Below are 25,254 nucleotides of genomic sequence, written 5' to 3'. Positions count from 1 at the left end.
GTATGGCGGTTCACAAGCCCAATGAGATTCCCGATGACGGGAACGCCCTCAGGCAGACCGCCCTATTCAAACAAGTGCCCAGGCAGGACGCCGACCAGCTTTTGGACACCATGCACGAGACCACATACGCCAAGGGGTCCACGGTCTTTCGACAGGGGGATACCGACCACCGTATGTATCTGTTGGAGGAGGGACGGGTCAAGCTGGTCCGCCAGTCGCCCGACCGCCGCATCCAGCTGCTCAGCATCCACGGGCGCGGGGAGATCCTGGGCGAGATCCCCGTTTTTGACCCCTCCGGTGGGCCGCGTACAGCCTCGGCCGTGGTCATGGTCAACAAGACCAAGGTGGCGGCTCTGGACCACGATACCCTCTTCGACTGGCTCAACCAGCATCCCAAGGTTGCCGTGGACATGCTTCAGGTGCTGGCCCACCGTCTGCGGACCGACAACGAGCGCATCTCCGACCTGGTCTTCCTGGATGTGCCGGCCCGCCTGGCCAAGACCCTGCTGGATCTGGCCACACGCTTCGGCGAACCCTTCGAGCAGGGGCTGATGGTCCCTTACGATCTGACTCAGGAGGAGCTGGCCCAGCTGGTCGGCGCCTCACGGGAGACCGTCAACAAGGCCCTGATGGACTTCTCAAACCGGGGATGGATCTCTCGCAAGGGCCGCACCATCATCATCTTCCAGCCTGGACCGCTGATTCGACGCTCGCGCATGTGAACGCCGCTACCCGGTAGAGCCGACGGCCTAGGATGGAGACCATGCCCGAACAAAAGAAATCCATGTCGGTCAGGCGCTTCTTCACGCTGCTGCTGGCTTACCTCATCTTCTGCGTCGCAGGTGGCGTGGTCGTCTCTGGTTTCCTGTCTCCCGCTGTCTTCGGCATCAACGCCGCCTCCAGGAATCTGATGCCTGCCCTGAAGACGGACAATATCGATTTCAACGTCAACGATCTGCCCCAGCAGTCCCGCCTCTACGCCTCCGACGGGCATACGGTCATCGCCACCTTCTATGTGCAAAACAGGATCGTGGTGCCCATCAAGGACGTTTCCGACTACATGCAGAAAGCCGTGGTGGCACGCGAGGACCGTCGTTTCTTCGAGCATGCCGGCGTGGACACCCAGGGTGTGCTCAGGGCCTTCATCCAGACCTACATCAAGCAGGGCGACACCCAGGGCGGCTCCTCCCTGACCCAGCAGTATGTCAAGAACGTGCTCATGAGCCAGGCCGAGGAGAACAACGACCCCATCGCCGCGTATCATGCTCAGGAGGAGACCATAGCCCGCAAGATGCGGGAGATGCTGATTGCGGTGCAGATGGAGAAGAAGTACTCCAAGGCCGAGATTCTTCAAGGATATTTGAATATCGCCCAGTTCGGCACGAACGTCTACGGGGTTGAATCGGCAGCCAGGCGCTACTTCAGCAAGTCGGCCAAGGACCTTGACCCGGGCGAGGCCGCCACCATCGCCGCTGTGACCAAGAATCCCGCCCGCTTCGACCCCACAGTCAATCTCAAGGCCTCCCAGGAGCAGCGGGACATCGTCCTGGATCTGATGAGGCAGGAAAACTACATCAGCCAGCGCCAGTATGACGAGTACAAGGCCAAGCCGCTGGATCAGATGCTGCATGTGCAGTCCGCGGACGCCGGCTGCCAGGCGGCTGGGGACGCGGCTTTCTTTTGTGACTACGTGACCAAGCAAATCCTCAACTCCAAGGAGTTCGGCAAGAGCCAGGGGGAGCGCAACAAGCTCCTCAAGGAGGGTGGTCTGGATATCTACACCACAATGGATGTCAACGCCAACGCCGCAGCCATGAAGGCGGCCCGGGACACCATCCCCGTGGATGATCCGACCGGGTTCGAGGTCACGATGGCGGCCATTCGCCCGGGCACCGGCGAGGTCCTGGGCTTCGGCATCAACCGCATTTACGACGCCACCCAGAACTCCGGCGGCGGCACCCGCACGGCAATCAATTATGCAGTGGATCAGCAGGACGGCGGCGGCTGGGGGTTCCCCGTGGGCTCCTCCTGGAAGCCTATCAATCTGGTGGCCTGGATGAAGGCCGGCAAATCCATCAACCAGCCCTTGCGCACATCCACCAACTACCCACAGGCCACATTCGCCTGCACTGAGACTGACGGCACCTCTTACGGGTTCGGCACTGGCAACTGGCATGTGGAGAATGCAAGCGGCGGCACCGTCTCGCCGGAGACCCCCCTGCAGGGCCTGATCCGCTCGCACAACACCGTCCAGGCCTCCATGGCCCAGCAGATTGGCCTGTGCAGCATAGCGGACACGGCCAAGGAAATGGGCTACCACAATTCACCCAAGGACCAGATGGACATCCACTCGGACAACACCTTCCAGCCGCCTATGGTCATCGGAGCGGTCCAGGCTTCCCCCCTGACCATGGCCAATGTCTTCGCCACCATCGCCGCCAAGGGCGTGGCCTGCAGCCCCATCGCCATGACCAAGGTGGTCGACAAGAACAATCGATCCATCAAGGTGCCCAAGGCCAACTGTCATCAGGCCATAGACCCGGGCATCGCCGAGACCACCGCCTATGCCATGAACCAGGGCGTGGTCCAGCCCGGAGGCGTGGCGTCCGTGGCCCAGCTGGACGGGGGCCGTAAGACCTTCGCCAAGACGGGCACCCATGAGGACAAGTACATGCTGACCGGCGGATTCGTCCCCCAGGTGGCCGCCTTCGTCACCGTGGGCAATGCGGAAGGTCAGGTCTCCTTCAACAACAAGACCATCAACGGACGGTCCTTCCACATCTGGGACGGCGTATCCATCGCCGCCCCGGCCTGGAAGGACTTCATGAACACCTACCTGGCCGCAGCCAATATCCAGCCGGACAACTCCTACGGCAATCCCGATCCCCGCTTCACAGGTGGGGTCCAGCAGTCTCAGCCATCTCAGCAGTCCCGGCAACAGTCCTCGGGCGGACAGCAGCAGACCTATAGTCACAGCCAAAGGGAGTAACAAGGCAACCAGGAGACCGGTCCGGACCGATCCCAGACTGTGGATTCGCCGGAGGACCAGGGCCTGTGCCTACAATGGAGGCCATTAGGGATTCGTCAACGGGCGGACCACGAGGGTTGCGGCCGCCCGCCGGGAGAGGCAGGAACTGATGGTCCAGGAATATTCAGAGCTGGATGACAAGGCCCCTCGGGCCGACGGCCGGGTCAACGACGATCAGGCAATGCCGGGGCCGGTCAGCGGTTCTGGCAGGTTGGATGTGTCCAAACCGATCTGGTCCGCTGGGACCGATCAGGCCGACGGAAAGAAGAAAACCGGCAATGCCGTCAAGCCGATCAAATCATCCAAGAGGGGCAAGAAGGGCAAAAGAGCCAAAAAGTCCAGGTTGTCAAAATCGGGAAAAAGGCGGGAGACGGCCCTGCCTGCACTCTTCCAGCCCATGGAACTTCGCGACCAGCATATCCGCAACAGGATCTGGATGCCCCCCATGGACACCTATTCGGCCCTGCGGCACGACGGGATTCCTACCAACTTCCACTATCAGCACTATGTGTCTCGGGCCTTGGGCGGCTTCGGAGTCGTCATCGGGGAGGCCACGGCCGTCAATCCCCAGGGACGTATCTCACCCTGTGATGTGGGACTGTGGAACGACGAGCAGGCCAGGGCCTGGCAGGGCATCGTTCGGGATGTCAAGGCCGCCGGGGCAGTGCCCATCGTCCAGCTCAACCACTCGGGGCGCAAGGGTTCCTCCGGATGCTCCTCCATGGGCTACATCAATGCCACCGTGCCTGTGGCCGAGGGCGGCTGGCAACCTGTGGGCCCCAGCCCCATCGCCTTTGGGAGGATGGCTGTGCCGGTCCAGCTCTCCCGGGCTCAGATAACCTCCATTGTGGCTGACTTCCGTTCCGCTGCCATGCGAGCCGTTCGGGCCGGCTTCCTGGGAGTGGAGCTGCATGCTGCCCATGGCTACCTGCTCTCAGAATTCCTCGATCCCCTGGTCAACCGACGCGACGATGAATACGGTGGCGATCTGTCCGGCAGGATGCACCTGCTGATCCAGGTGACCGATGCCGTGCGCGAGGTCATTCCCTCGGGCATGCCCCTGCTGGTGCGCATGTCCGCCACCGACTGGGCCACCGGCGGGTGGGGTCTGGACGAGACCATCCACACTGCCAAGGTGCTCAAGCTGCACGGGGTGGACCTGATCGACGTCTCCACCGGGGGTCTGGTGCCCGGCGTGAAGATTCCCGCCGCTCCCAACTATCAGGTGCCCTTCTCCTATCAGGTGCGCAGCCAGGCGCTGATTCCCACTACGGCGGTGGGGCTGATCACCAAGCCCAGGCAGGCCGACCGGATTGTGCGCAAGGGCCTGGCCGATGCGGTGGAGATCGGGCGAGCCAGCCTGCGCGACCCCTACTGGCCGCTCAGGGCCGCCTACAAACTGGGGCTGTCCGCTCAGCAGACCCCCTACCCTGAGCCATACCGGCGTGGGGCCTACGGCATCGTACGCTGAGAGCGGCCATGGACGTTGTTGGTGGGGGAGCAGGGACCATTGTGGTCACGCCTACGTATCAAGAGGCTGACAATATCGTGGTGACCCTTCCACAGCTGTTGGCCTGCTGCCCGGAAGTCGATGTCCTGGTCGTCGACGACAACTCGCCGGACGGCACCGGCGCCAAGGCCGAGGATATGGCCAGGAGCAATCCTCGCGTGCATGTCATCCATCGCCATGCCCGCCGTGGGCTGGGTCCAGCCTACGTGCAGGGGTTCCGTTGGTCGCTGGAGCATGGCTATGACCTGATCTGCGAGATGGATATGGACGGCTCCCATCGGCCCCAGGATCTGGCCAGGATGCTGGCGGTGGCCCAAGGTGAGGCGCATCCGGGTCTGGTCATCGGTTCGCGCCGGGTGCGCGGAGGCCGCACAAAGCATTGGCCCTGGTATCGGAACCTGATCTCGCGTGCGGGATCCTGGTATGCCCGCACCGTATTGGGATCCTCAGTAAGGGACATGACTGCCGGCCTGCGGGTCTATCGAGCGGACGTGCTGAGGCGGATCGATCTGGGAAGGGTCCGATCCAGCGGCTACGTCTTCCAGGTGGATATGCTGCGTCGGGTCCAGGCCATGGGCGTTAGCGTAGTCGAAGTGCCTATAGTCTTCGTGGAGCGAGTTCGTGGTAGCTCGAAGATGGATGCTGGGATCGTTCTGGAGGCCATGGCGCAAGTGACTCTGTGGGGACTTGAACGGTTGATTCGTCGAAACTGACATTGCATCCCCTTTGTGTTCGTTTTTATGAGCGACCCCAAAGGTCCTTATTGGGATTTTACAGAACAAATTACGCCTTGGTGATTGGATTTCCGTAGGAGCTCCGGCAGGCTTCAGGTGTATGGAAGAATGGTCCAAGCATGGCAGGGATGTCGATTTTTCGCCCCCGCTTTGGAACAGCGACCACTGTCCGATGGCCGGCTTGCCAATTTGGGCGAATGTGTGCGATAATGTTCGAATGATATCGTCACAACGCCAACACCTGATATTGAACCGGTTGCGTACTCGTGGCGCAGTCCGCATTACCGCCCTTTCCAAGGAGCTGGGCGTCTCCGCCATGACCATCCGCCGTGACATTGCCGACCTGGCGGACAAGGGCCTGCTCAAGAGAGTCCATGGAGGGGCCGTCACGACGAGCTCGCTACTGGCCGAGCCGCTCTTCTCGGTCAAGTCACAGATGGACATGGGTCTCAAGGACACCATCGCCCGGCGCGCCATCGACTATGTCTCCCCGGGCGACGTCATCGCCATCGGGGGCGGGACCACGGCCTACGTCTTCGCCCAGCACCTTCTGGAGAGCCGTCAGTGCGCCGGCGTGACCCTGCTGACCAATTCCATCCCCGTGGCCGAGCTGGTCCAGGCCATGGAGAGCAAGGACGTGGAGGTCATCGTCACCGGCGGCGTCATCACCCGGTCCAACTCCCTGGTCGGCCCCATTGCGGATAAGGTCATCGCCTCCCTGCGGGTCAATACGGTCTTTCTGGGGACCCACTCGGTCTCCATACCGCGTGGCTTCCTGATGCCCAACTCCCTGGAGGCGGCCACGGATATGGCGCTGATGGACATTGCCGACCGGACCATCATCCTGACCGACCATACCAAGTGGAGCTGCACCTCCCTGTCCCTGTTTGCCTCATTCGACCAGGTGGACACCGTCATCACCGACGACCAGCTGGACCAGGAGTCGGCGGAGGCCACCCGGTCCCTGGTCAAGCGGCTGGTTTTGGTGCCGGTCAACCCCGAGGAAGGCCAGGCTCAAGACGGGGACTCCGACGGACCCGAAGCCAAGGCGGGTGCCGGGGAAGCGGTCCAGGCTCAATGATCAGCCAGTTGTTCAAGGGTGCGCAGGTTGTCATAGCAGGTTGCCATGGATTGTCAATCATCACGGACGATGAAGGAGCAGCATGAAGTCAGAGCAGTATATCCCCCAGCGGTATGTTCCCGGCGACTACGCCAGGGAGCATATCCGTATCACCCCCACCCGGCTGGCCGACGGGCGCCGGTTCTTCTACTTGGATGACGATCCTGAGTATGTCTCCGGCCGCAAGACCAGGCGTCTGGATGACCCTCGTCCGCTGACCGACCGGTTCGCCCCCCATCAGGATCAGGAGGGCAGGACGGTGCCCTTCCAGCCGCCGCAGATGCGCCGTGATCCTCTGACCGGAGACTGGATCCCCATGGCCACGGCTCGGATGAACCGGCCCATCACCGCCGGTCCGCAGGCCACCGCCAAGGGCAACCCCCTGGCCGCCAGAAAGCCCGGAGACCCCTACCAGGATGGGGAGATCCCCGATGTGGACTACAACGTGGCGGTCTTCGAGAACCGTTTCCCCTCCATGATGCAGGTGCCCGATACGCAGGCGGTCGACCAGCCTTCACTGGTGGACGGCAACCCCCTATGGCCGGTGCGCGAGGCCAACGGACGCTGCGAGGTGGTCTGCTTCGACCCTGATGAGCACGCATTGCCTGCCGATCTGCCGGTCTCCCGTCTGCGGACGGTGGTTGAGGCCTGGGCCTTCCGCACTGCTGAGATTTCGACCATGGAGGGCATCGAACAGATCTTCCCCTTCGAGAACCATGGCCAGGAGATCGGCGTCTCCCTGGCCCACCCCCACGGTCAGATCTACTGCTACCCCTTCATCGCCCCCCGGCTGGAGCAGGAGCTGAAGCAGTGCGCCGCCTACCGCGAACGCACCGGCGGCAACCTCCTGGCGGACATCCTCAAGGCTGAGCTGGACTCCGGTCGACGCATAGTCTTCCGCAACGCCACCTGGGTGGCCTATGTGCCCGCCGCCGCCCGCTGGCCCCTGGAGGTCCACATGGCCCCCGTGCGCGACGGGATCCTGAGCCTGGACCAGCTCAACGACCAGGAGCGCTGGGATCTGGCCGTCATGTATTCCACCCTGCTCAAGCGGGGCAACGCCTTCTTCGACAAGGGCGACGGCAAGGGAATGGATCTGCCCTACATCGCCGCCTGGCATCAGGCCCCGCTGCACGATTCGCGGCGGGAGGACTACCGGCTCAACCTGCAGTTCTTCTCCTTCCGTCGTGCCGTGGACAAAATCAAGTATCTTGCAGGGTCCGAGTCAGGCATGGCTGCATGGGTGTCTGACACCACCCCTGAGCGCATCGCTGACCGATTCCGCCAGCTGGGACCCCTGGACCTGGAGAATGGAGAGAATCAATGACGAGGACAGTGGAATTCATACAGCCCTGGACCCAGGGTGCTGACGGCCAAGGGGCCACCAAGGCCCGAGAGCTCTTCCGGAAGGTCTATGGCGGGGACCCCCAGGGCGTCTGGAGTGCCCCCGGCCGGGTCAATCTGATTGGCGAGCATACGGATTACAACGCCGGGCTCTGCCTGCCCATCGCCCTGCCCACTCGCACCTATGTGGCCGCCAGTCCCAGGACGGACAGTCGGGTGCGTCTGGTCTCCACCATGGATCCGGAGAACCCGGTCCAGGCTGACCTGGATGGGCTTCAGGCCCGTGGGGTGAGCGGCTGGGCGGCCTATCCGGTCGGCGTGGCTTGGGCTCTGCGGCGGGATGGCTTCCCCCAGGTTCGAGGGTTCGACCTGGCCCTGGCCTCCTGTGTGCCCGTGGGGTCCGGGTTGAGCTCCTCGGCCGCCATGACCTGTGCAGTGGCCCTGGCCCTGGATGACCTGTTCGGTCTGGGTCTGGGCGGCGACGAGGGTGGCCGGGTCAGGCTGATTCAGGCCGCCATCACGGCTGAGAACGATATGGCCGGCGCATCCACCGGCGGCATGGATCAGAGCGCCGCCATGCGGTGTCGATCCGGCTGCGCCCTGCGGCTGGACTGCCGCCCGGAGCTGGATGCCATGAGCAACGTGCGCCAGGTTCCCTTTGACCTGCGGGCTGCGGGCCTGGAGCTGCTGGTCGTCGACACCAGGGCCCAGCACCAGCTCAACGATGGCCAATACGATCAGCGGCGGGCCACCTGCGAGCAGGCTGTGCATTTGCTGGGGGTGGCCAACCTGCGCCAGGCGGCAGACCAGGTCAATGGCGCCGCTGATCCGCCATCCGCCCTGGCTGCGCTGCTTGAGCAACTGCCCGATGAGACCATGCGTCGGCGGGTCCGCCATGTCATCAGCGAGATAGGACGGGTGGACCGCTTCATCCAGGCTTTCGGCAGGGGCGATTACGTCCTGGCCGGCCGCCTGATCAACGCCTCCCATGACTCCCTGAGGGATGACTACGAGGTCACCTGCCCGGAGCTGGACGAGGCCGTGGACACAGCACGTCAGGGTGGGGCCTACGGAGCTCGTATGACCGGCGGCGGGTTCGGCGGATCCATCATCGCCCTGGCTGATGCCGGCAAGGGCTCCGGTCTTGCCCGTGACATCGCCGAACGGTTCGCCTCCAAGGGATTCAAGGCCCCCAGGGCCCTGGTCGCCCTGCCCTCCTCGGCGGCCACCCGCGAATCCTGAGTCAGTCTGCAGGCCCCTGCGACCCCGCTTCTCCCGGCGCTCCTCTAAGCTGGGGGAGCGGGGTCCCGGTTTTCGCGGGCTCCGGTCAAGGGCGAGGTGGATGAGGAGGACGGCCATGGACAAGGCGATCATTACGGTGGTGGGCAAGGATGCCATAGGCATCATCGGCAAGGTCTGCACAGACCTCTCCCAGCAGGGTGTCAATGTGCTGGATATTTCGCAGACCATTCTGGACGGCTTCTTCACCATGATGATGATTGTTGACTGCACCGCCTGCCGGGATGATTTCGATGCACTGAGCCAGCGGATGGAATCCCTGGGAGAGGATATCGGAGTCTCCATCCGCTGTCAGCGCGAGGAGATCTTCACCAGGATGCACCGGGTCTAAGGAGGCGGCCATGATCACACGCGACGAGGTCCTGGAGACCAACGACATGATCGACCGGGAGCGCCTGGACGTGCGCACCATCACCATGGGCATCAGCCTGCTGGATTGTGTGAGCGGGGATGTGGACATGCTCTGTCGGAACATCCATCGCAAGATCGTCTCCCTGGCCGGCGACCTGGTGTCCACTGGGGACTCCATCGCCCGCGAGTACGGCATTCCCATCGTCAACAAGCGCATCACCGTCACCCCTATCTCACTGGTGGCCGCCGGAGCCTGCCATTCCGTGGAAGACTATGTAGCCGTGGCCAAGGTCCTGGACCGTTCGGTCCAGGAGGTCGGTGTCAACCTGATTGGTGGCTATTCGGCCCTGGTCGGCAAGGGCATGACCCCGGCCGAACGGCTGCTGATCAAGTCACTGCCCAGGGCCCTGAGCCAGACGGAACGGGTCTGCGCCAGCGTCAACGTGGGCTCCACCAGGACCGGTATCGACATGGATGCCGTAGCTCTGATGGGACGGGTCGTCAAGGCCACTGCCGAGAGCACCGCCGACTCGGACAGCTCCGGCTGCACCAAGCTGGTGGTCTTCTGCAACGCTCCGGACGACAACCCTTTCATGGCCGGTGGTTTCCATGGGGTCAGCCAGGGATCGGCCGTCATCAACGTGGGGGTCTCCGGTCCCGGCGTGGTCAAGACCGCCTTGGAATCAGCAAGGGGAGCGGACTTCGGGCAGCTCTGCGAGACCATCAAGAGGACGGCCTTCAAGATCACCCGGGTGGGGCAGCTGGTGGCCCAGGAGGCCAGCCGTCGCCTGGACGTGCCCTTCGGGATCATCGACCTGTCCCTGGCCCCCACCCCAGCGGTGGGGGACTCGGTGGGCGAAGTCCTGCAGACCATGGGCCTGGAGCAGGTGGGCGCACCCGGGACCACAGCGGCCCTGGCCATCCTCAACGATCAGGTCAAGAAGGGCGGCATCATGGCTTCCAGCTCGGTGGGCGGGCTGTCCGGGGCCTTCATTCCCGTGTCCGAGGACGCCGCCATGATCCAGGCTGCACAAGAGGGGAGTCTGACCCTGGAGAAGCTTGAGGCCATGACCTGCGTCTGTTCGGTGGGGCTGGATATGATTCCCATCCCCGGGGACACTTCCGCGGAATCCATCTCCGGCCTTATCGCCGACGAGGCGGCCATCGGCATGATCAATCAGAAGACCACCGCAGTCAGGGTCATTCCTGTCATTGGCAAGCAGGTGGGTGAGTGGGCCGAGTTCGGCGGGCTCATGGGTGGTGGGCCGGTCGTGCCTGTCAATACCCGCTCCTGTGCCGACTTCGTCAACCGAGGCGGACATATCCCGGCGCCCATTCACAGTTTCAAGAATTGAGCGCGCTCGCGGTGTTCAGCGACCGCCTTGGAATCCCCGCTGCCGCCAGGCCTCGTAGATGGCGATGGAGGCGCAGTTGGTCAGGTTCAGGCTGCGCAGACTGGGCCGCATGGGCAGCCTGACCTGTTCGGCCACGTGAGGGCCGGCCATGATCTCCATGGGGTCGGGGATGTCGCCGGGCTCGGGTCCGAACAGGAGGATGTCGTCGGGCCGGTAGCTGACCTCGGTATAGAGTTTGTCGGCGTGGGCGGTGAAGGCGATGATCCGGCTGCCGGGCATGGAGCGAACAAGGTCGTCGAAGTCCGGGTGCAGGACCACATGGGCCATGTCGTGGTAGTCCAGGCCGGCCCGGCGCAGCTTGGTGTCTTTGAGGTTGAAGCCCAGGGGCTCTATCAGGTGCAGGATGGTGCCGGTCACGGCGCACAGGCGGATGGCCGAGCCGGTGTTGCCGGGGATTCGTGGCGAGTAGTAGCACAGGTGGGGTGTGGAGGTCTTCACCCGACTGGCCTGATCGGCCTTCATCATGGCGTCCACCACGGAGATGGGATTGCCGTGGGCGTCGGTGACCAGCTCATCGGGACCATAGTTCGATTTGCGGTATCCGTACTCGTACATGCTTTCGACAGCCTTCGACGGGTCGCCTGACTGCTCCTGCTCCTGCCTGTTCATGAGGCCAACCTACCGTCGCCAAACGACAGGTGAGGCAGTGTCGGTCGGCACCATCGGGCAAAATACGGCGGTTGAATGAGACGGAATCGGATGGCGAAGGGCGGTGTGACCATGGAGAACACGGAAGCGGCCTTGGTGGAGATTGAGCCCATCCGCCTGCGGCTGTTCGACTGGTGGAGCCGATATGCCCGCGACCTGCCCTGGCGCTTTGGACGAACCACGCCCTGGGGGGTACTGGTCTCCGAGGTCATGAGCCAACAGACCCAGATGAGCCGGGTGGTGCCCTACTGGACGGCCTGGATGAAGGTATGGCCGGATGCGGCCTCCCTGGCTGGCGCACCCAAGGCCGAGGTCATCACGGCCTGGGGCCGGCTGGGCTACCCGCGCCGAGCCCTGCGCCTGCAGGAGTGTGCGCAGCAGGTGGCCGGCCAGTATGCAGACCGGCTGCCCCGGGATTACGACCAGCTGGTGGCCCTGCCCGGCATCGGCGACTACACGGCCAGCGCTGTCATGAGCTTTGCCTACGGCGAGAGGATTGCCGTCATCGACACCAACATCCGCAGGGTGCTGTCCAGGGTGTTCCTGGGGCGCGAATCCACCGGGGGCGCTGCCAGCCGTGAGGAGCGCCAGCTGGCCTGGCAGGTCCTGCCCGAGGACGAGGGAACCGAAACTGTCGACGCCCAGGACAGCGGTGCTCAGGAAGATAGTGACCGTTTGGGGCTGGCTGATCCGCAGGTTCGGTCGGCAGCCTGGCGGGAGCCGCCCTCGGCACGATGGAACCAGGCTGTCATGGAGCTGGGCGCCACGGTCTGCATAGCTCGCAAGCCGGCCTGCGACATCTGCCCCCTGGCCGGCCATTGCCGCTTTCTCAAGGCTGGGCTGCCAGGTCTAGGCGCGGGCAGGACCAGGCCCCGGCAGCGTTTCGCAGGCACCGACCGGCAGGTCCGCGGTGCAATTCTTCAGGCCCTGCGGCGGGCTTCGGGCGCACCTGTCGCCAGGAAGGACCTGAAACCCCTGTGCGACGACGAAATCCGACTTGATCGGTGCGTCGCCTCCCTGGACGAGGACGGTCTTCTGGAGATCGGCCAGGACGGCAGCCTGAGTCTGCCGCAGTGAAGGCCGCCCTGGCGATTAGACTGGAGAAGTATGGCCAAGCGACGCATGAGCGAGAAGAAACGGCGGATGTACCGTCGCCGGAGGATCGCGGCCGCCCTGCTGGCGGTGCTTTTCCTGCTGGTCTGTGCTGGCCTGGTCTGGGGCGTGGGGGCCGGCATCAGAGCCCTGCGCGGAGGCGATGGGGGCCAGGGTGCCTCTACCAGCGCCCAGCAGTCCGCAAAGACGAAATCCAAAGACAAGGACAGGCAGGGCAAAGATCAGAAGAAGGATGCCGGCAGGAAGCGTTCCTCAGGAGCCCCTGACTGTGGCAAAGGGGACCTGGCGCTGGAGCTGGCTGCGCCCGATCCCAGCACTGAGGTCGGCGGATCCATCGACTTCACAGCGACCATCCGGCACAAGGGAACGGGCTCATGCCTGGTGGACGGTTCCGACGGAGGCCGGGTGCTGGTCATCACCAGCGGCCAGGATACCGTCTGGCGCTCCGATGCCTGCCCGGTGGGGGCGCGCACCCTGCTCATGGCCACCGGCGACAAGGATGTGCAGACCATCACCTGGCATGCCGACAGGAACCAGGAGAGCTGCCAGCCCGACCAGGAGCTGCCTTGGGTCAAGGCCGGCTCCTATCAGGCCAAGCTGGTGCTCAAGGCCGATTCGCACGTAGTCTCCCAGCAAGTGCCCGTCATGGTTCAATAGCAGCTTTTCCAAGACGACACGCCGATTGTGTTTAGGGTTCTTGTCTGCTATAGTTTTGTCTTTGCATGAGGTGTGTCATATAGCGGGCATGCATCATCGAGGAGGTGCCCGCGAATAGGCATATGGCGGCCATTCAGCATCTCCCTGGGGTAACAGGAATGATCGAGTACGGCGAGCGATAAGGAACGTCCATTTTGGCTGCCAATAAAGCTGTAAGTAGTACCACCGCCACGCAGGCACGCGCTGACGAACACGACATCAAACTGCACAAGGCCACCGATCGTGTCAATTTCGGATCCATCCGTGAACCCATCGAGGTACCCTACCTCCTGGGCGTGCAGACCGATAGCTTCGACTGGCTGGTCGGCAATGACCGCTGGAAGAAGAGGGTCGAAGAGGATCAGGTCAACGGGACCCATACCGTGGCTCCCGTCTCCGGCCTGGATGAGGTCTTCCAGGAGATCTCGCCCATTGAGAACTTCGCCCAGACCATGAGCCTGACCTTCTCGGATCCCTACTTCGAGGAGCCCCGGCACACGGTTCAGGAGTGCAAGGAGAAGGACTACACCTACTCCGCCCCCCTGTACGTGAACGCCGAGTTCGAGAACGGGGACACCGGCGAGATCAAGTCCCAGACCGTCTTCATGGGCGACTTCCCGCTGCAGACCCCCCACGGCACCTTCATCATCGGCGGCTCGGAGCGCGTCATCGTCTCCCAGCTGGTCCGCTCTCCCGGCGTCTACTTCGACCGCACCCAGGACCGCAACTCCGACAAGGAGGTCTTCGGGGCCAAGATCATCCCCAGCCGTGGTGCCTGGCTGGAGTTCGAGATCGACAAGCGCGATGTGCTGGGCGTGCGCGTGGACCGCAAGCGCAAGCAGTCCGCCATCGTCTTCCTCATGGCCATCGGAATGACCAAGCCGCAGATCCGCAAGGCCTTCAAGGGTTACCCGCTGGTGCTGGACGCCCTGGAGAAGGAGACCATCGAGACCCAGGACGAGGCCCTGACCGACCTCTACCGCAAGATCCGGCCTGCGGACACCGCCTCTCCCGAGGCCGGCCGCAACCTGCTGGATTCCTTCTATTTCAACACGAAGCGCTACGACCTTGCCCGGGTCGGCCGCTACAAGATCAACCGCAAGCTGGGTCTTGAGGCCGACTTCAACGACCGCAGCCTGCACCCCGAGGACATCATCGCCACCCTGAAGTACCTGGTGACCCTGCATGCCGGCGGGCAGACCTTCCCCGGCCGCCGCGACGGCCAGGACATCGAGCTACGGGTGGACGTGGACGACATAGACCACTTCGGCAACCGTCGCATCCGCCAGGTGGGCGAGCTGATCCAGAACCAGCTGCGCACCGGTCTGAGCCGTATGGAGCGTGTGGTCCGCGAGAGGATGACCACCCAGGATGCCGAGGCCATCACCCCGCAGTCCCTGATCAACATCCGCCCGGTCAACGCCACCATCAAGGAGTTCTTCGGAACCTCCCAGCTGAGCCAGTTCATGGATCAGAACAACCCGCTGGCCGGCGTGACCAACAAGCGCCGTCTCTCGGCCCTGGGCCCCGGCGGTCTGTCCCGCGACCGTGCCTCCATGGAGGTGCGCGACGTGCACCCCTCCCACTACGGACGCATGTGCCCCATCGAGTCCCCTGAAGGCCCCAACATCGGCCTGATCGGCTCCCTGGCCACCTTCGCCCGGGTCAACCCCTTCGGCTTCATCGAGACCCCCTACCGCAAGGTCATTGATGGCCAGGTGACCGACGACGTGGTCTACATGACCGCCGACCAGGAGTCCGAGCACACCATCGCCCAGGCCAACCAGGAGATCGACGAGACCGGACACTTCGTCGAGGACGAGGCCCTGGTGCGTGACGCCGAGGCCGAGGCCAAGGATGTGCCCGTCTCCCAGGTGGACCTGATGGATGTCTCCCCCCGGCAGATGGTTTCGGTAGGTGCCTCCCTGATTCCGTTCCTGGAGCACGACGAGGGCCACCGAGCACTGATGGGCACCAACATGCAGCGTCAGGCCGTCCCCCTGGTCAAGTCCGAGCGTCCCCTGGTGGGCACGGGCTCCGAGTGGCGTTCCGCAATCGACTCGGGCGATGTCATCCTGGCCGAGAAGCCGGGCGTGGTCACCTACGTCTCCGCCGACATCATCCGCGTCATGAATGACGACGGCACCCAGTCCTCCTACAAGCTGGCCAAGTTCCAGCGGTCCAACCAGACCACCTGCTACAACCAGGTTCCCCTGATCAAGGACGGGGAGCGGGTCGAGGCCGGTACTGTCCTGGCTGACGGCCCAGCCACCCAGAAGGGCGAGATGGCCCTGGGCAAGAACGTCCTGGTGGCCTTCATGCCCTGGAACGGCTACAACTACGAGGACGCCGTCATCATCTCCCAGCGGCTGGTCCAGGACGACACCCTGAGCTCCATCCACATCGAGGAGTACGAGACCGACGCCCGGGAGACCAAGCTGGGCGCCGAGGAGATCACCCGTGACCTGCCCAACGTGGGTGAGGATGCGGTGGCCAACCTGGACGAGCGCGGCATCATCCGCATCGGCGCCGAGGTCGAGGCCGGGGACATCCTGGTCGGCAAGGTCACCCCCAAGGGCGAGACCGAGCTGACCCCCGAGGAGCGGCTCCTGCGGGCCATCTTCGGCGAGAAGAGCCGCGAGGTGCGCGACACCAGCCTGCGGGTGCCCCACGGCGAGACCGGCACGGTCATCGAGGTCAAGGAGGTCACCCGCGAGGATGCCGAGGAGGACGGCGACGAGCTGCCCAACGGCGTCAACCGGATGATTCGGGTCTACATCGCCCAACACCGCAAGATCACCCAGGGCGACAAGCTCTCCGGCCGTCACGGCAACAAGGGCGTCATCTCGAGGATTCTGCCCGAGGAGGATATGCCTTTCATGGCCGATGGCACCCCCATCGACATCATGCTCAACCCCCTGGGCGTGCCCTCCCGTATGAACCTGGGCCAGGTCCTGGAGCTCCACCTGGGGTGGATCGCCCACTCCGGCTGGGACATCAGCCTGGATCCCGACCTGGAGGCCGAGTGGAAGAAGCACATCCCGGCAGGTGCAGAGAAGGCCGAGCCCGGCACCGCAGTGGCCACCCCGGTCTTCGACGGTGTGCGTGAGGATGCCTTGAACGGTCTGCTCAAGACCACCCTGCCCAACCGTGACGGCGAGCGCCTGGTGGGCGACGACGGCAAGGCCGTGCTCTACGACGGCCGCACCGGCGAGCCTTTCACCAAGCCCATCTCCGTGGGCTACATGTACATGCTCAAGCTCCACCACCTGGTGGACGACAAGATCCATGCCCGGTCCACCGGCCCCTACTCCATGATCACCCAGCAGCCCCTGGGCGGCAAGGCCCAGTTCGGCGGCCAGCGCTTCGGCGAGATGGAGGTCTGGGCCCTGGAGGCCTACGGCGCCGCCTACACCCTGCACGAGATGATGACAACCAAGTCCGACGACGTGGACGGCCGCGTCCGGGCCTACGGAGCCATCGTGCGCGGGGAGAACCTGCCGGCGGCCGGCATCCCCGAATCCTTCAAGGTGCTGCTCAAGGAGATGCAGTCGCTCTCCTTGAACGTGGAGGTGCTCAACGCGGAAGGCAACGTGATCGAGATGAAGGATGAGGACGACGACCCGAGCGCCGCCTCCGACGACCTGGGCTTCAACATCGGCGCCCGCCCGGACGCTTCCGCCAAGGCCGACCAGTCCGCTCCCGAGCCGGAGTACCGCTGAACCACCAGTCACAGGGATGCCCGCCTGACGGGCATCCCGCCAAGAGGCAAACTTCAGAGCAGTTACAAGATCAGAGACAGGACACAGAGTGCTGGACGTCAATGCATTTGACAAACTGAGAATCGGACTGGCCACGGCCGACGACATCCGCGGCTGGAGCTATGGCGAGGTCAAGAAACCCGAAACCATCAACTACCGTACCTTGAAGCCCGAGAAGGACGGCCTGTTCGGCGAGCAGATCTTCGGACCCACCCGTGACTGGGAATGCGCCTGCGGCAAGTACAAGCGCGTGCGCTTCAAGGGGATCGTCTGCGAGCGCTGCGGCGTGGAGGTCACCCGCTCCCGCGTCCGCCGCGAGCGTATGGGCCACATCGAGCTGGCCGCCCCCGTTACCCACATCTGGTTCTTCAAGGGCGTGCCCTCCCGGCTGGGATACCTGCTGGACATCGCGCCCAAGGACCTGGAGAAGGTCATCTACTTCGCGGCCTACATGGTCACCAAGGTGGATGAGGAGCAGCGCCACAAGGACCTGCCCGACCTGCAGGACGAGTTCGACAACGAGATCAACCAGCTGGAGAAAAAGCGCGACCTGGAGATCGACAAGCGCGCCAAGAAGCTGGAAGAGGACCTGGCCGAGCTGGAGAAGACCGACGAGGTCAAGGGTTCCATGAAGGCACGTCTGCGCAACGGGGCCGAGCGGGACATGACCGCCATCCGCAAGCGCTACGATGACCAGATTCAGAGGATCACCGCCGTCTTCGACCGCTTCAAGACCCTGAAGCCCGGCGACATGGAGGGTGACGTGGATCTGTGGCGGGAGATGCAGGACCGCTACGGTGACTACTTCGAGGGCTGCATGGGCGCCGAGGCCATCAAGAAGCGCCTGCAGGACTTCGACCTGGAGGGTGCCGCCAAGGAGCTCCGTCACGAGATCGACACCGGCTCCGGCCAGCGCAAGGCCCGTGCCCTCAAGCGGCTCAAGGTGGTCTCCGCCTTCCTGAACACCGGCAACAAGCCCGAGGCCATGGTCCTGGACGTCGTCCCGGTCATCCCGCCCGACCTGCGCCCCATGGTGCAGCTGGACGGCGGCCGCTTCGCCACCTCCGACCTGAACGACCTCTATCGGCGCGTCATCAACCGCAACAACAGGCTCAAGCGCCTGATCGAGCTGGGCGCCCCCGAGATCATGCTCAACAACGAGAAGCGCATGCTCCAGGAGGCCGTGGACTCCCTCTTCGACAACGGCCGCCGTGGTCGCCCCGTTACCGGAGCCTCCAACCGCCCCCTGAAGTCCTTGGCGGATATGCTCAAGGGCAAGCAGGGCCGCTTCCGTCAGAACCTGCTGGGCAAGCGTGTGGACTACTCCGGCCGTTCCGTGATCGTGGTCGGGCCCTCCCTGCGCATGCACCAGTGCGGCCTGCCCAAGCCCATGGCCCTGGAGCTCTTCAAGCCCTTCGTCATCAAGCGGCTGGTGGACCTCAACTACGCGCAGAACATGAAGAGCGCCAAGAGGCTGGTCGACCGCGGCGACCCCGAGGTCTGGGGCGTGCTGGAGGAGGTCATCTCCGAGCATCCCGTCCTGCTCAACCGTGCGCCTACGCTGCACCGTCTGGGCATCCAGGCCTTCGAGCCCATCCTGGTCGAGGGCAAGGCCATCCACCTGCCCCCGCTGGCCTGCGCGGCCTTCAACGCCGACTTCGACGGCGACCAGATGGCGGTCCACCTGCCCCTGTCGGCAGAGGCCCAGGCTGAGGCCCGCTCGCTCATGCTGGCCTCCGACAACATCCTCAAGCCCGCCGACGGCCACACGGTAACCATGCCCTCCCAGGACATGATTCTGGGTCTGTACTACCTGACCACCGTGGTTGACGGCGCCAAGGGCCAGGGCCGGATCTTCTCCAGCCTGGCCGAGGCCCGGATGGCCCTGGACCTGGGTGAGATCGACATGCAGGCCAAGATCCTGCTTCGGGTGCCCGCCGACTTCGTCATGCCCAAGAACTGGGAGCCAGGCGACCTCAAGGTCGTCGACCCCGAGCCCGGCAGCCCCGACGTGGTCAAGGAGGAGGTCTTCAAGGACGGCTCCAGGCTCTTCGCCACCAACTACGGGCGGGTCCTGTTCAACCGGACGCTGCCTGTGGACTACCCCTTCATCAACGAGCAGGTGCCCAAGGGCAAGCTGTCCGGCATCGTGGACGACATCGCCACCCGGTACTCGACCGCCCAGGTCGCGGCCACCCTGGATGCCTTGAAGGATCTGGGCTTCACCCGGGCCCAGTGGTCCGGCGTGACCATGGCCTTCTCCGACATCGTGGTGCCGCCCGAGCGCAGCGAGATCGTCAACGAGTACCAGGGGCAGGCCGCCAAGGTCAACTCCCAGTACGACATGGGTCTGCTGACCGACGAGGAGCGCCGTCAGGAGCTGATCAACCTGTGGACCGAGTGCACCGACAAGGTGGCTGACGCCATGCAGGAGCACTTCACTCCGGACAACAACGTGAACATCATGGTTCAGTCCGGGGCGCGAGGCAACTGGATGCAGATTCGCCAGATCGCCGGTATGCGAGGCCTGGTGGCCAACCCCAAGGGCGAGATCATCCCTCGACCGGTCAAGTCCAACTACCACGACGGCCTGTCGGTGCTGGAGTACTTCATCTCCCAGCACGGCGCCCGCAAGGGTCTGGCCGACACCGCACTGCGCACCGCCGAGTCGGGCTACCTGACCCGTCGTCTGGTCGACGTCTCCCAGGATGTGATCGTGCGCGAGGAGGACTGCGGCACCATGCGCGGTCTGACAATGAAGGTGGCCGAACGCGACGAGCAGGGCAACCTGGTCCTGGTCAAGGCCGCCGACGGCGGACCCTACTCCAGGCTCCTGGCCGCCGACGTCATCGACCCCAAGGACGGCAAGACCGTGCTCTACAAGCGCGGTGACGCCCTGTCCATGGACGTGCTTCGCGACATGGTCGCCCACGGCGTGGAGGAGGTCAAGGCCCGCTCGGTCCTGACCTGCGAGTCCACCCGCGGGGTTTGCGCCAAGTGCTACGGCTGGTCCCTGGCCACCAACAAGCTGGTGGATGTGGGTGAGGCCGTGGGCATTGTGGCCGCCCAGTCCATCGGCGAGCCTGGCACCCAGCTGACGCTGCGTTCCTTCCACTCCGGCGGCGTGGCTTCGGCCTCCGACATCACCCAGGGTCTTCCCCGTGTCACCGAGCTCTTCGAGGCCCGTACCCCCAAGGGCGAGGCTCCCATCGCGGAGTTCCCCGGCACCGTCAAGGTGGAGGACACCGATCGCGGTCGTCAGGTGACCCTGACCCCGGACGACACTTCTGTGGAGGCGCTGACCTACCCGGTCACCCGCCGTGCGCCCATGATGGTCAAGGACGGACAGCACGTCGAGGCCGGCACCCAGCTGATCGAGGGCTCCGTGGATCCCAAGAAGATCCTGCGCATCCTCGGCCCGCGCGCCGCCCAGGTGAACATCGTCAACGAGGTGCACACGGTCTACCGCTCCCAGGGCGTGGACATCCACGACAAGCACATCGAAGTCATCGTCCACCAGATGCTCCGCCGCGTCACGGTCATCGATTCGGGCGACACCGACCTGCTGCCCGGCGAGCTGGTCGACCAGGCCAAGTTCAAAGCCGCCAACATGAAGGCCGTCAAGGCCGGTGGCAAGCCGGCCGCGGGACGTCCTGAGCTCATGGGCATCACCAAGGCCTCCCTGGCCACCGACTCCTGGCTGTCGGCCGCCTCCTTCCAGGAGACGACCCGCGTGCTCACCGAGGCCGCCCTGAACCAGAAGGTCGACGACCTGAAGGGCCTCAAGGAGAACGTGATCATCGGCAAGCTGATCCCGGCCGGCACCGGCCTGGCCAGGTACCGCAACGCCACCGTTGAGCCCGACAAGGCCATCCGCGACACCATCTATCCCAACTTCGGTCTGGGCGGCGGCGACGTGGATCTGAGCGACGCCGACCTGAACGATGTGGACTTCTCCAACATCGACTTCGGGGACCTGAAGCTGGGCGACGACTTCAACCCGGACGACTTCCTCAACGACCAGGGCGGCCAGAGCCATCTGGACACCCCCAACGTGCAGGATCCGTCAGCTGCGGCCGGCGATCAGACGGCTGCCACGGGCGCGGGATCCTCGGATGCAGCCGATGGCAGTGGCTCCGATCAGAAGCCGTCCCAGCAGCCTGGTTCGGCCACCTTCTCCTCTTCGGAGGATCAGCACTCCAACCAGTGAGTGCCCGCACGGCCGGTAGCTGCAGGTCCGCTCGGGCCGGATTATCCGGCCCGAGCGGATTCGGCTGCTGTGATAAAGGTTGAGGGCCAGCGCGATCTTAACGATCGCCCTGGCCCTCATCTTGTTTTTCCTGCGGTTCAGGTTACCGGCAGACAGCGGTAGACAACGACTGTCTGCCGACCGTGTCCACGCCCGTGGTCCATGGGCGCAGCAAGTTGTCCATAATTTTGTGTGTGAACCCTGGATCAGTGGGTTGGTGGGGTCCTGATTATTGAAGCTCGATTGCAGAACATGCTCTCTTCGCTGCAATGCCACTGTCTGGGCAGGAAAGAGGCGTCATGGCGGATCCCGTGGTGATGGGCGGGTCAGTGCAGGTGCCTGGGGGAAAGCAGGGTGCGCCAGCGGCGGGTTCGTGGCAGGGATGCCAGGATGGCGGATTGAAGCTTGTCCACCAACAGCCAGCAGTCTTCGGCTTCCTGCTCATCGGAGGGGCGCCGGTCGAAAGAGGCCTGATCGGCCATACTGCGCAGTCGTTCCAGATCCCCGCGCAGTCCGGCCGACGGGGACCCTGGAGGGTCGGTCAGCAGGGTCCGGGCGATCAGATTCGCCTGTTCGCTACGGGTGCCGTCCAGGGACAGGCCAGTCTGCCTGCTCAGGTCACCGATCTGTCGCCAGCCGGCGCGGATGCGTGTCTTCGGGTCACCTGTCGACCGTGCCCGTCTGCGCAGCCAGGCTTTGACGGCTAGCAGGAGCAGAATCAGGAGAGCCGGCAGCCAGATCGGCATGGTCCAGAGTGCTGTTTTGGCTATCAGGGGTCCGTGCTGTTTCCAGAATGAGGGTGAAGACCGCCGGGATGCTTCCTGCCCGCCGACTGTGGTTCGACCCTGGGTGATCCGGTCGTCGCGGGGAGGATCGACCAGCGGAGGCGGTGGCTGGCGGACGAGAGTGCGTGGATCGGGCGGAGTGGAGTCAAGGGACCTGTCCGGGGTCCTGGTCTCCGGTGGTGTGGGGTAGAAGGGGATCCATCCGAGTCCCTTCAGATTGACCTCCACCCAGGCCTGGGCATCACGTCCCGTGAAGTCGATTCGGGTACTCCCATCCGACTCGGTCCTGGTTCGTGACCGACTGATGGAACCGTCATGGTTCTTGGGCAGGAATCCCAGGACCACCCGGGATGGCAGACCCATCTGCCTGGCCAGTAGGGCCATGGCCGAGGCGTATTGCTCGCTGTCGCCCACCATGGCCTGGCCCTGCAGGAGCTGATTGATTCGATAGTCGCCATGGCCGGAGGGCGAGGGATAGTCGCCGGCCAGACCATGGGAGAACCATCCCTCCTTGTGCAGCCGTTCCTCGATGGCCAGTGCTCTGGTGCCGCCGCGCGCCTGCATGGAGGTCATGGAGGCAGCCGCCTTGGGCAGGCTCTCGGGGGCATCCGACAGGGGAGGCACCTGCGCATCTCCCGGATCGCTGTCCGCGATGCGACGGGTTGGGGGTCGGTCTTCGGCCACGCCGTGCACCGTATAGCTGGCTCCTGCCTGTAGGGGCTGATCGGTCAAAGCAGTGTCCGTAGCCTTGTTGAAGTAGAGGTCATTCCGTTGCAGACCCGGATTCGTATCGATTCCATCGACCTGTCCAGCGGAGGGTAGCCAGGCGTGGTCGAATCCCTCCCGAATCAGAAAGGTTGCGGTAAAAGGCTGTCCGGTTTGTTTGCCGTCTTTGGTCTTCTCCTGCTGCCTCTCTGTGCGGATCTGGGCGCCGATGCGCCGATAGTCGGCGGCTCCGGCGCCTGAGGAGTCGGACAGATTCCAGACCTTGCCGTCATAGCGGTCCATGACTGCCATCCGGACCGGCGTGCCGGCGGGCAGGTTGCGTACCGTGACCAGGGTATCGTCGCGGTGCCGTTTGATATAGGCACGGTAATCACTCAAGGGGCTGGTGAACTGGTAGGGGTCCATTGTGGGCTGATAATGGTCGCGGATGACCAGCCGGGTCGGGGCGGGCAGGATGACAGCGGAGAAAATCATTCCGGCCGCCAGGACCAGGGTCAGAAGAGTGGATGCGAGTCCTTGCAGACGCAGCAGCCCCAGTCCACTTGCGCTCCAAATAAGCAGGAGCAGCCAGAGGATGCCGCCCGTCAATGCCGGATAGAGGCCTCTGCTGGTCCCTAGGGCTGCTGACACAGCCATGGTGGCCAGGATGGGCAGGGTGGCTGCCAGGACGGCCACTGGGTGTGCCGGCCGTCCCGGATTGCGGCCCAGGCCATGGCGGGCCAGCAGCACCGCCAGATAGCAGGTCCAGAGCATCAGCGTCCACAGGGCCATCAGTCCGCCGGCTTCCTGGCCAAGGGGCGGGTCGATGGCTGCCAGGGTCTTGAAAGCGCCGAAGGTAGCGGACCACCCTTGTGTCAGGGTTGCCCAGGTGGGCAGGAGGTGTGCCAGGGTGGTCCCGTTCAGAGCAAAGATGGGACCCAGCAGGAATTGAGCCGCAATCAGCAGCAGAGGCTGCAGGAAAGCTGTTGCAATACCACGGTGGGGGAGCATGGCGATTAGCAGTCCGGCCAGGCAGGCTGTGGCTCCCACTGTCAGCCAGAAGGGCAGACTGCCGTAGACCGGCAACAGCTGCAGTCCGGCCAGCAGATTGAGTGCGGCCAGTTCGGCGACCAGAATGACGGGGGAGCGGCGCCTTGTCGGGCCGACAGTGGATTGCAGGCCTGCCCTGCCGATCAGACGAATCGGCTCCCTCTGGACCTGCTCCATCCATGATGCGGATGATGTGCTCATGGCTGGTTTTCCAAGAGGAAGGGGAGGTCCCGAATACTACCCAAAACGGCGTTGACCAGGCCTGGCTGGGTCTGCAGGCTTGGATGAGCATCCAGGTCGGCAGCCAGCAGCATGACCGGGGAGGCGCTCTGAGCCGATTCGCCCATCAGCGCTGAGGGTTGGCGGTCGCCCAGCGAACCGGTTACCAGAATGGTCAGACTGATCTGTTCGCAAGCATCAGTCCGGTCAAGTAAATCGTAGTCGTCTTGGCGTGGGTGGATGGCACTGCAGGTGTCCAGAAAGCTACGCGGATCCTCCGTGGGCAGGGTGGTTCCATGGGCACCGGAATTGTCGGGTTCCGGGGCCAGCGCTCGCAGCCGACGGCCATCAAGCAGGCATCGGCAGCCCAAGGAGGCATAGATTTCAACTGCCAGTTCAAACTCATCTGCGTTCCGGTAGGAGGCGGCCTGGCCGTCCAGGATCAGTTCAGTCCTGGTGCGCAGGGTGGGCTCATACTGGCGGACCATCAGGGTGCCGGCCCGGGCAGTGGACAACCAGTGGACCCGCTTCATATCATCGCCCGGAGCATAGGGGCGCAGAGCATGGAATTCCAGGTCGTCGTCTACAATGCCGGGACCAGGATCCCCCTCCAGGTCGCGTTCAAGTCCGGCTTCAAGGTGCGGCAGGGAAACCGTGCGGGGATGGATATAGAGTTTTCGGGCATCAGCCAGAATCCGGCGACGGCGGATGAGTCCCAGCGGATCCCCGGCCTCCATGGTCACCGGGCCCAGGTCAATCACGCCACGAGATCGGGCTTCCAGTTTCAAACGGATCTGGTGACTCTGGCCGGGAGCCAGGGCCGGCAATGGCGCCATGACGGTTCCTTGGCATAGAGCCAGGCCGATTCGGCCGTGACGGGTGGGGTGGCTGCCCGGATTGGTCAGAACCAGGACCAGTTCAGCCTGACCGCCTACCTCCAGATGTCCCTGGTCCAGACGAGTTTCAGCGCTACAGGACAGGTTGCCCAGGCTCATCAGGAGCCCCAGCAGCAGCATGCCTGCGCCCAGCAGAACGCCCGCAAGCAGTTCACGCCATCCAGTCGGGACGAAGGCCAGTGCACAAATGAGCGCCGCCAAGGCCATAGCCCAGCCCAGGGCAGTGACCGACTGCCAAAGGTCAGCGGCCTGGGCTCGCAGGTCCTGTCTGGCTCCTGTCGAAGAGGCCGGTCTTGCTTCCTGGGCAGGTCGTCTGGCGAAGGCGGTCATG

At 64.1% G+C, this 25,254-nt stretch carries 16 protein-coding genes; 13 read left to right on the top strand and 3 right to left on the bottom strand.

Annotated elements, in window-relative coordinates; all coding sequences use genetic code 11:
- Nucleotides 1-2: 2 nt before the first annotated feature.
- The 9 genes from ACUIAF_RS04450 to ACUIAF_RS04410 all read left to right on the top strand — a co-directional run bounded on the left by ACUIAF_RS04450 (nucleotide 3) and on the right by ACUIAF_RS04410 (nucleotide 10,741).
- Complete coding sequence (locus ACUIAF_RS04450; protein ID WP_015021428.1) at nucleotides 3-722, top strand: Crp/Fnr family transcriptional regulator; 720 nt, start codon at nucleotides 3-5, stop codon at nucleotides 720-722.
- A gap of 41 nt (nucleotides 723-763) precedes the next feature.
- Nucleotides 764-2,989: a transglycosylase domain-containing protein gene (locus ACUIAF_RS04445; protein WP_110416872.1), complete on the top strand. Its 2,226-nt coding sequence runs from the start codon at nucleotides 764-766 to the stop codon at nucleotides 2,987-2,989.
- Between the two features lie 148 nt (nucleotides 2,990-3,137).
- Nucleotides 3,138-4,499, top strand: a complete 1,362-nt coding sequence (locus ACUIAF_RS04440) for an NADH:flavin oxidoreductase/NADH oxidase (RefSeq protein WP_445337850.1) — start codon at nucleotides 3,138-3,140, stop codon at nucleotides 4,497-4,499.
- A gap of 8 nt (nucleotides 4,500-4,507) precedes the next feature.
- Nucleotides 4,508-5,251, top strand: a complete 744-nt coding sequence (locus tag ACUIAF_RS04435; RefSeq protein ID WP_445337848.1) for a polyprenol monophosphomannose synthase — start codon at nucleotides 4,508-4,510, stop codon at nucleotides 5,249-5,251.
- Nucleotides 5,252-5,471: 220 nt separating this feature from the next.
- Entirely contained in the window at nucleotides 5,472-6,353 is an 882-nt protein-coding gene (locus tag ACUIAF_RS04430) for a DeoR/GlpR family DNA-binding transcription regulator (RefSeq protein ID WP_332461012.1), read from the top strand.
- Between the two features lie 82 nt (nucleotides 6,354-6,435).
- Entirely contained in the window at nucleotides 6,436-7,719 is a 1,284-nt protein-coding gene (gene galT, locus ACUIAF_RS04425; RefSeq protein WP_015021433.1) for a galactose-1-phosphate uridylyltransferase, read from the top strand.
- Entirely contained in the window at nucleotides 7,716-8,978 is a 1,263-nt protein-coding gene (gene galK, locus ACUIAF_RS04420; RefSeq protein WP_445337845.1) for a galactokinase, read from the top strand. Before galT ends, galK begins: the two co-directional genes overlap by 4 nt.
- A 115-nt stretch (nucleotides 8,979-9,093) precedes the next feature.
- The gene (locus ACUIAF_RS04415; protein WP_015021435.1) at nucleotides 9,094-9,366 is read left to right on the top strand and encodes an ACT domain-containing protein; all 273 of its coding nucleotides are present in this window, start codon (nucleotides 9,094-9,096) and stop codon (nucleotides 9,364-9,366) included.
- Between the two features lie 10 nt (nucleotides 9,367-9,376).
- Nucleotides 9,377-10,741, top strand: a complete 1,365-nt coding sequence (locus ACUIAF_RS04410) for a PFL family protein (RefSeq protein WP_445337843.1) — start codon at nucleotides 9,377-9,379, stop codon at nucleotides 10,739-10,741.
- Between the two features lie 15 nt (nucleotides 10,742-10,756).
- Here ACUIAF_RS04410 and ACUIAF_RS04405 read toward each other — a convergent pair whose 3' ends face one another.
- On the bottom strand, nucleotides 10,757-11,410 hold the full coding sequence (locus tag ACUIAF_RS04405) for a tRNA (cytidine(34)-2'-O)-methyltransferase (protein ID WP_445337841.1): 654 nt from the start codon (nucleotides 11,408-11,410) through the stop codon (nucleotides 10,757-10,759).
- Between the two features lie 90 nt (nucleotides 11,411-11,500).
- On the opposite strand from ACUIAF_RS04405, the gene ACUIAF_RS04400 reads away from it, so the two are divergent.
- The 4 genes from ACUIAF_RS04400 to ACUIAF_RS04385 all read left to right on the top strand — a co-directional run bounded on the left by ACUIAF_RS04400 (nucleotide 11,501) and on the right by ACUIAF_RS04385 (nucleotide 21,229).
- Nucleotides 11,501-12,526, top strand: a complete 1,026-nt coding sequence (locus ACUIAF_RS04400; RefSeq protein WP_445337840.1) for an A/G-specific adenine glycosylase — start codon at nucleotides 11,501-11,503, stop codon at nucleotides 12,524-12,526.
- 30 nt (nucleotides 12,527-12,556) lie between these two features.
- On the top strand, nucleotides 12,557-13,219 hold the full coding sequence (locus ACUIAF_RS04395; RefSeq protein ID WP_445337838.1) for a hypothetical protein: 663 nt from the start codon (nucleotides 12,557-12,559) through the stop codon (nucleotides 13,217-13,219).
- A gap of 194 nt (nucleotides 13,220-13,413) precedes the next feature.
- Entirely contained in the window at nucleotides 13,414-16,980 is a 3,567-nt protein-coding gene (gene rpoB / locus ACUIAF_RS04390) for a DNA-directed RNA polymerase subunit beta (RefSeq protein ID WP_015021440.1), read from the top strand.
- Between the two features lie 88 nt (nucleotides 16,981-17,068).
- Complete coding sequence (locus ACUIAF_RS04385; protein ID WP_015021441.1) at nucleotides 17,069-21,229, top strand: DNA-directed RNA polymerase subunit beta'; 4,161 nt, start codon at nucleotides 17,069-17,071, stop codon at nucleotides 21,227-21,229.
- Nucleotides 21,230-21,594: 365 nt separating this feature from the next.
- On the opposite strand, the gene ACUIAF_RS04380 is transcribed toward ACUIAF_RS04385, so the two are convergent.
- Together ACUIAF_RS04380 and ACUIAF_RS04375 are read right to left on the bottom strand one after the other, a co-directional pair.
- Complete coding sequence (locus tag ACUIAF_RS04380) at nucleotides 21,595-24,009, bottom strand: DUF3488 and transglutaminase-like domain-containing protein (RefSeq protein WP_445337836.1); 2,415 nt, start codon at nucleotides 24,007-24,009, stop codon at nucleotides 21,595-21,597.
- The gene (locus tag ACUIAF_RS04375) at nucleotides 24,006-25,253 is read right to left on the bottom strand and encodes a DUF58 domain-containing protein (RefSeq protein WP_445337834.1); all 1,248 of its coding nucleotides are present in this window, start codon (nucleotides 25,251-25,253) and stop codon (nucleotides 24,006-24,008) included. The genes ACUIAF_RS04380 and ACUIAF_RS04375 overlap by 4 nt, the downstream gene beginning before the upstream one ends.
- Nucleotide 25,254 lies beyond the last annotated feature (1 nt).

The sequence above is a fragment of the Bifidobacterium sp. ESL0822 genome (genome assembly GCF_052606675.1).
Note: the sequence above shows the minus strand (reverse complement) of the source record. Positions and strands in the feature narration are given on the sequence as shown.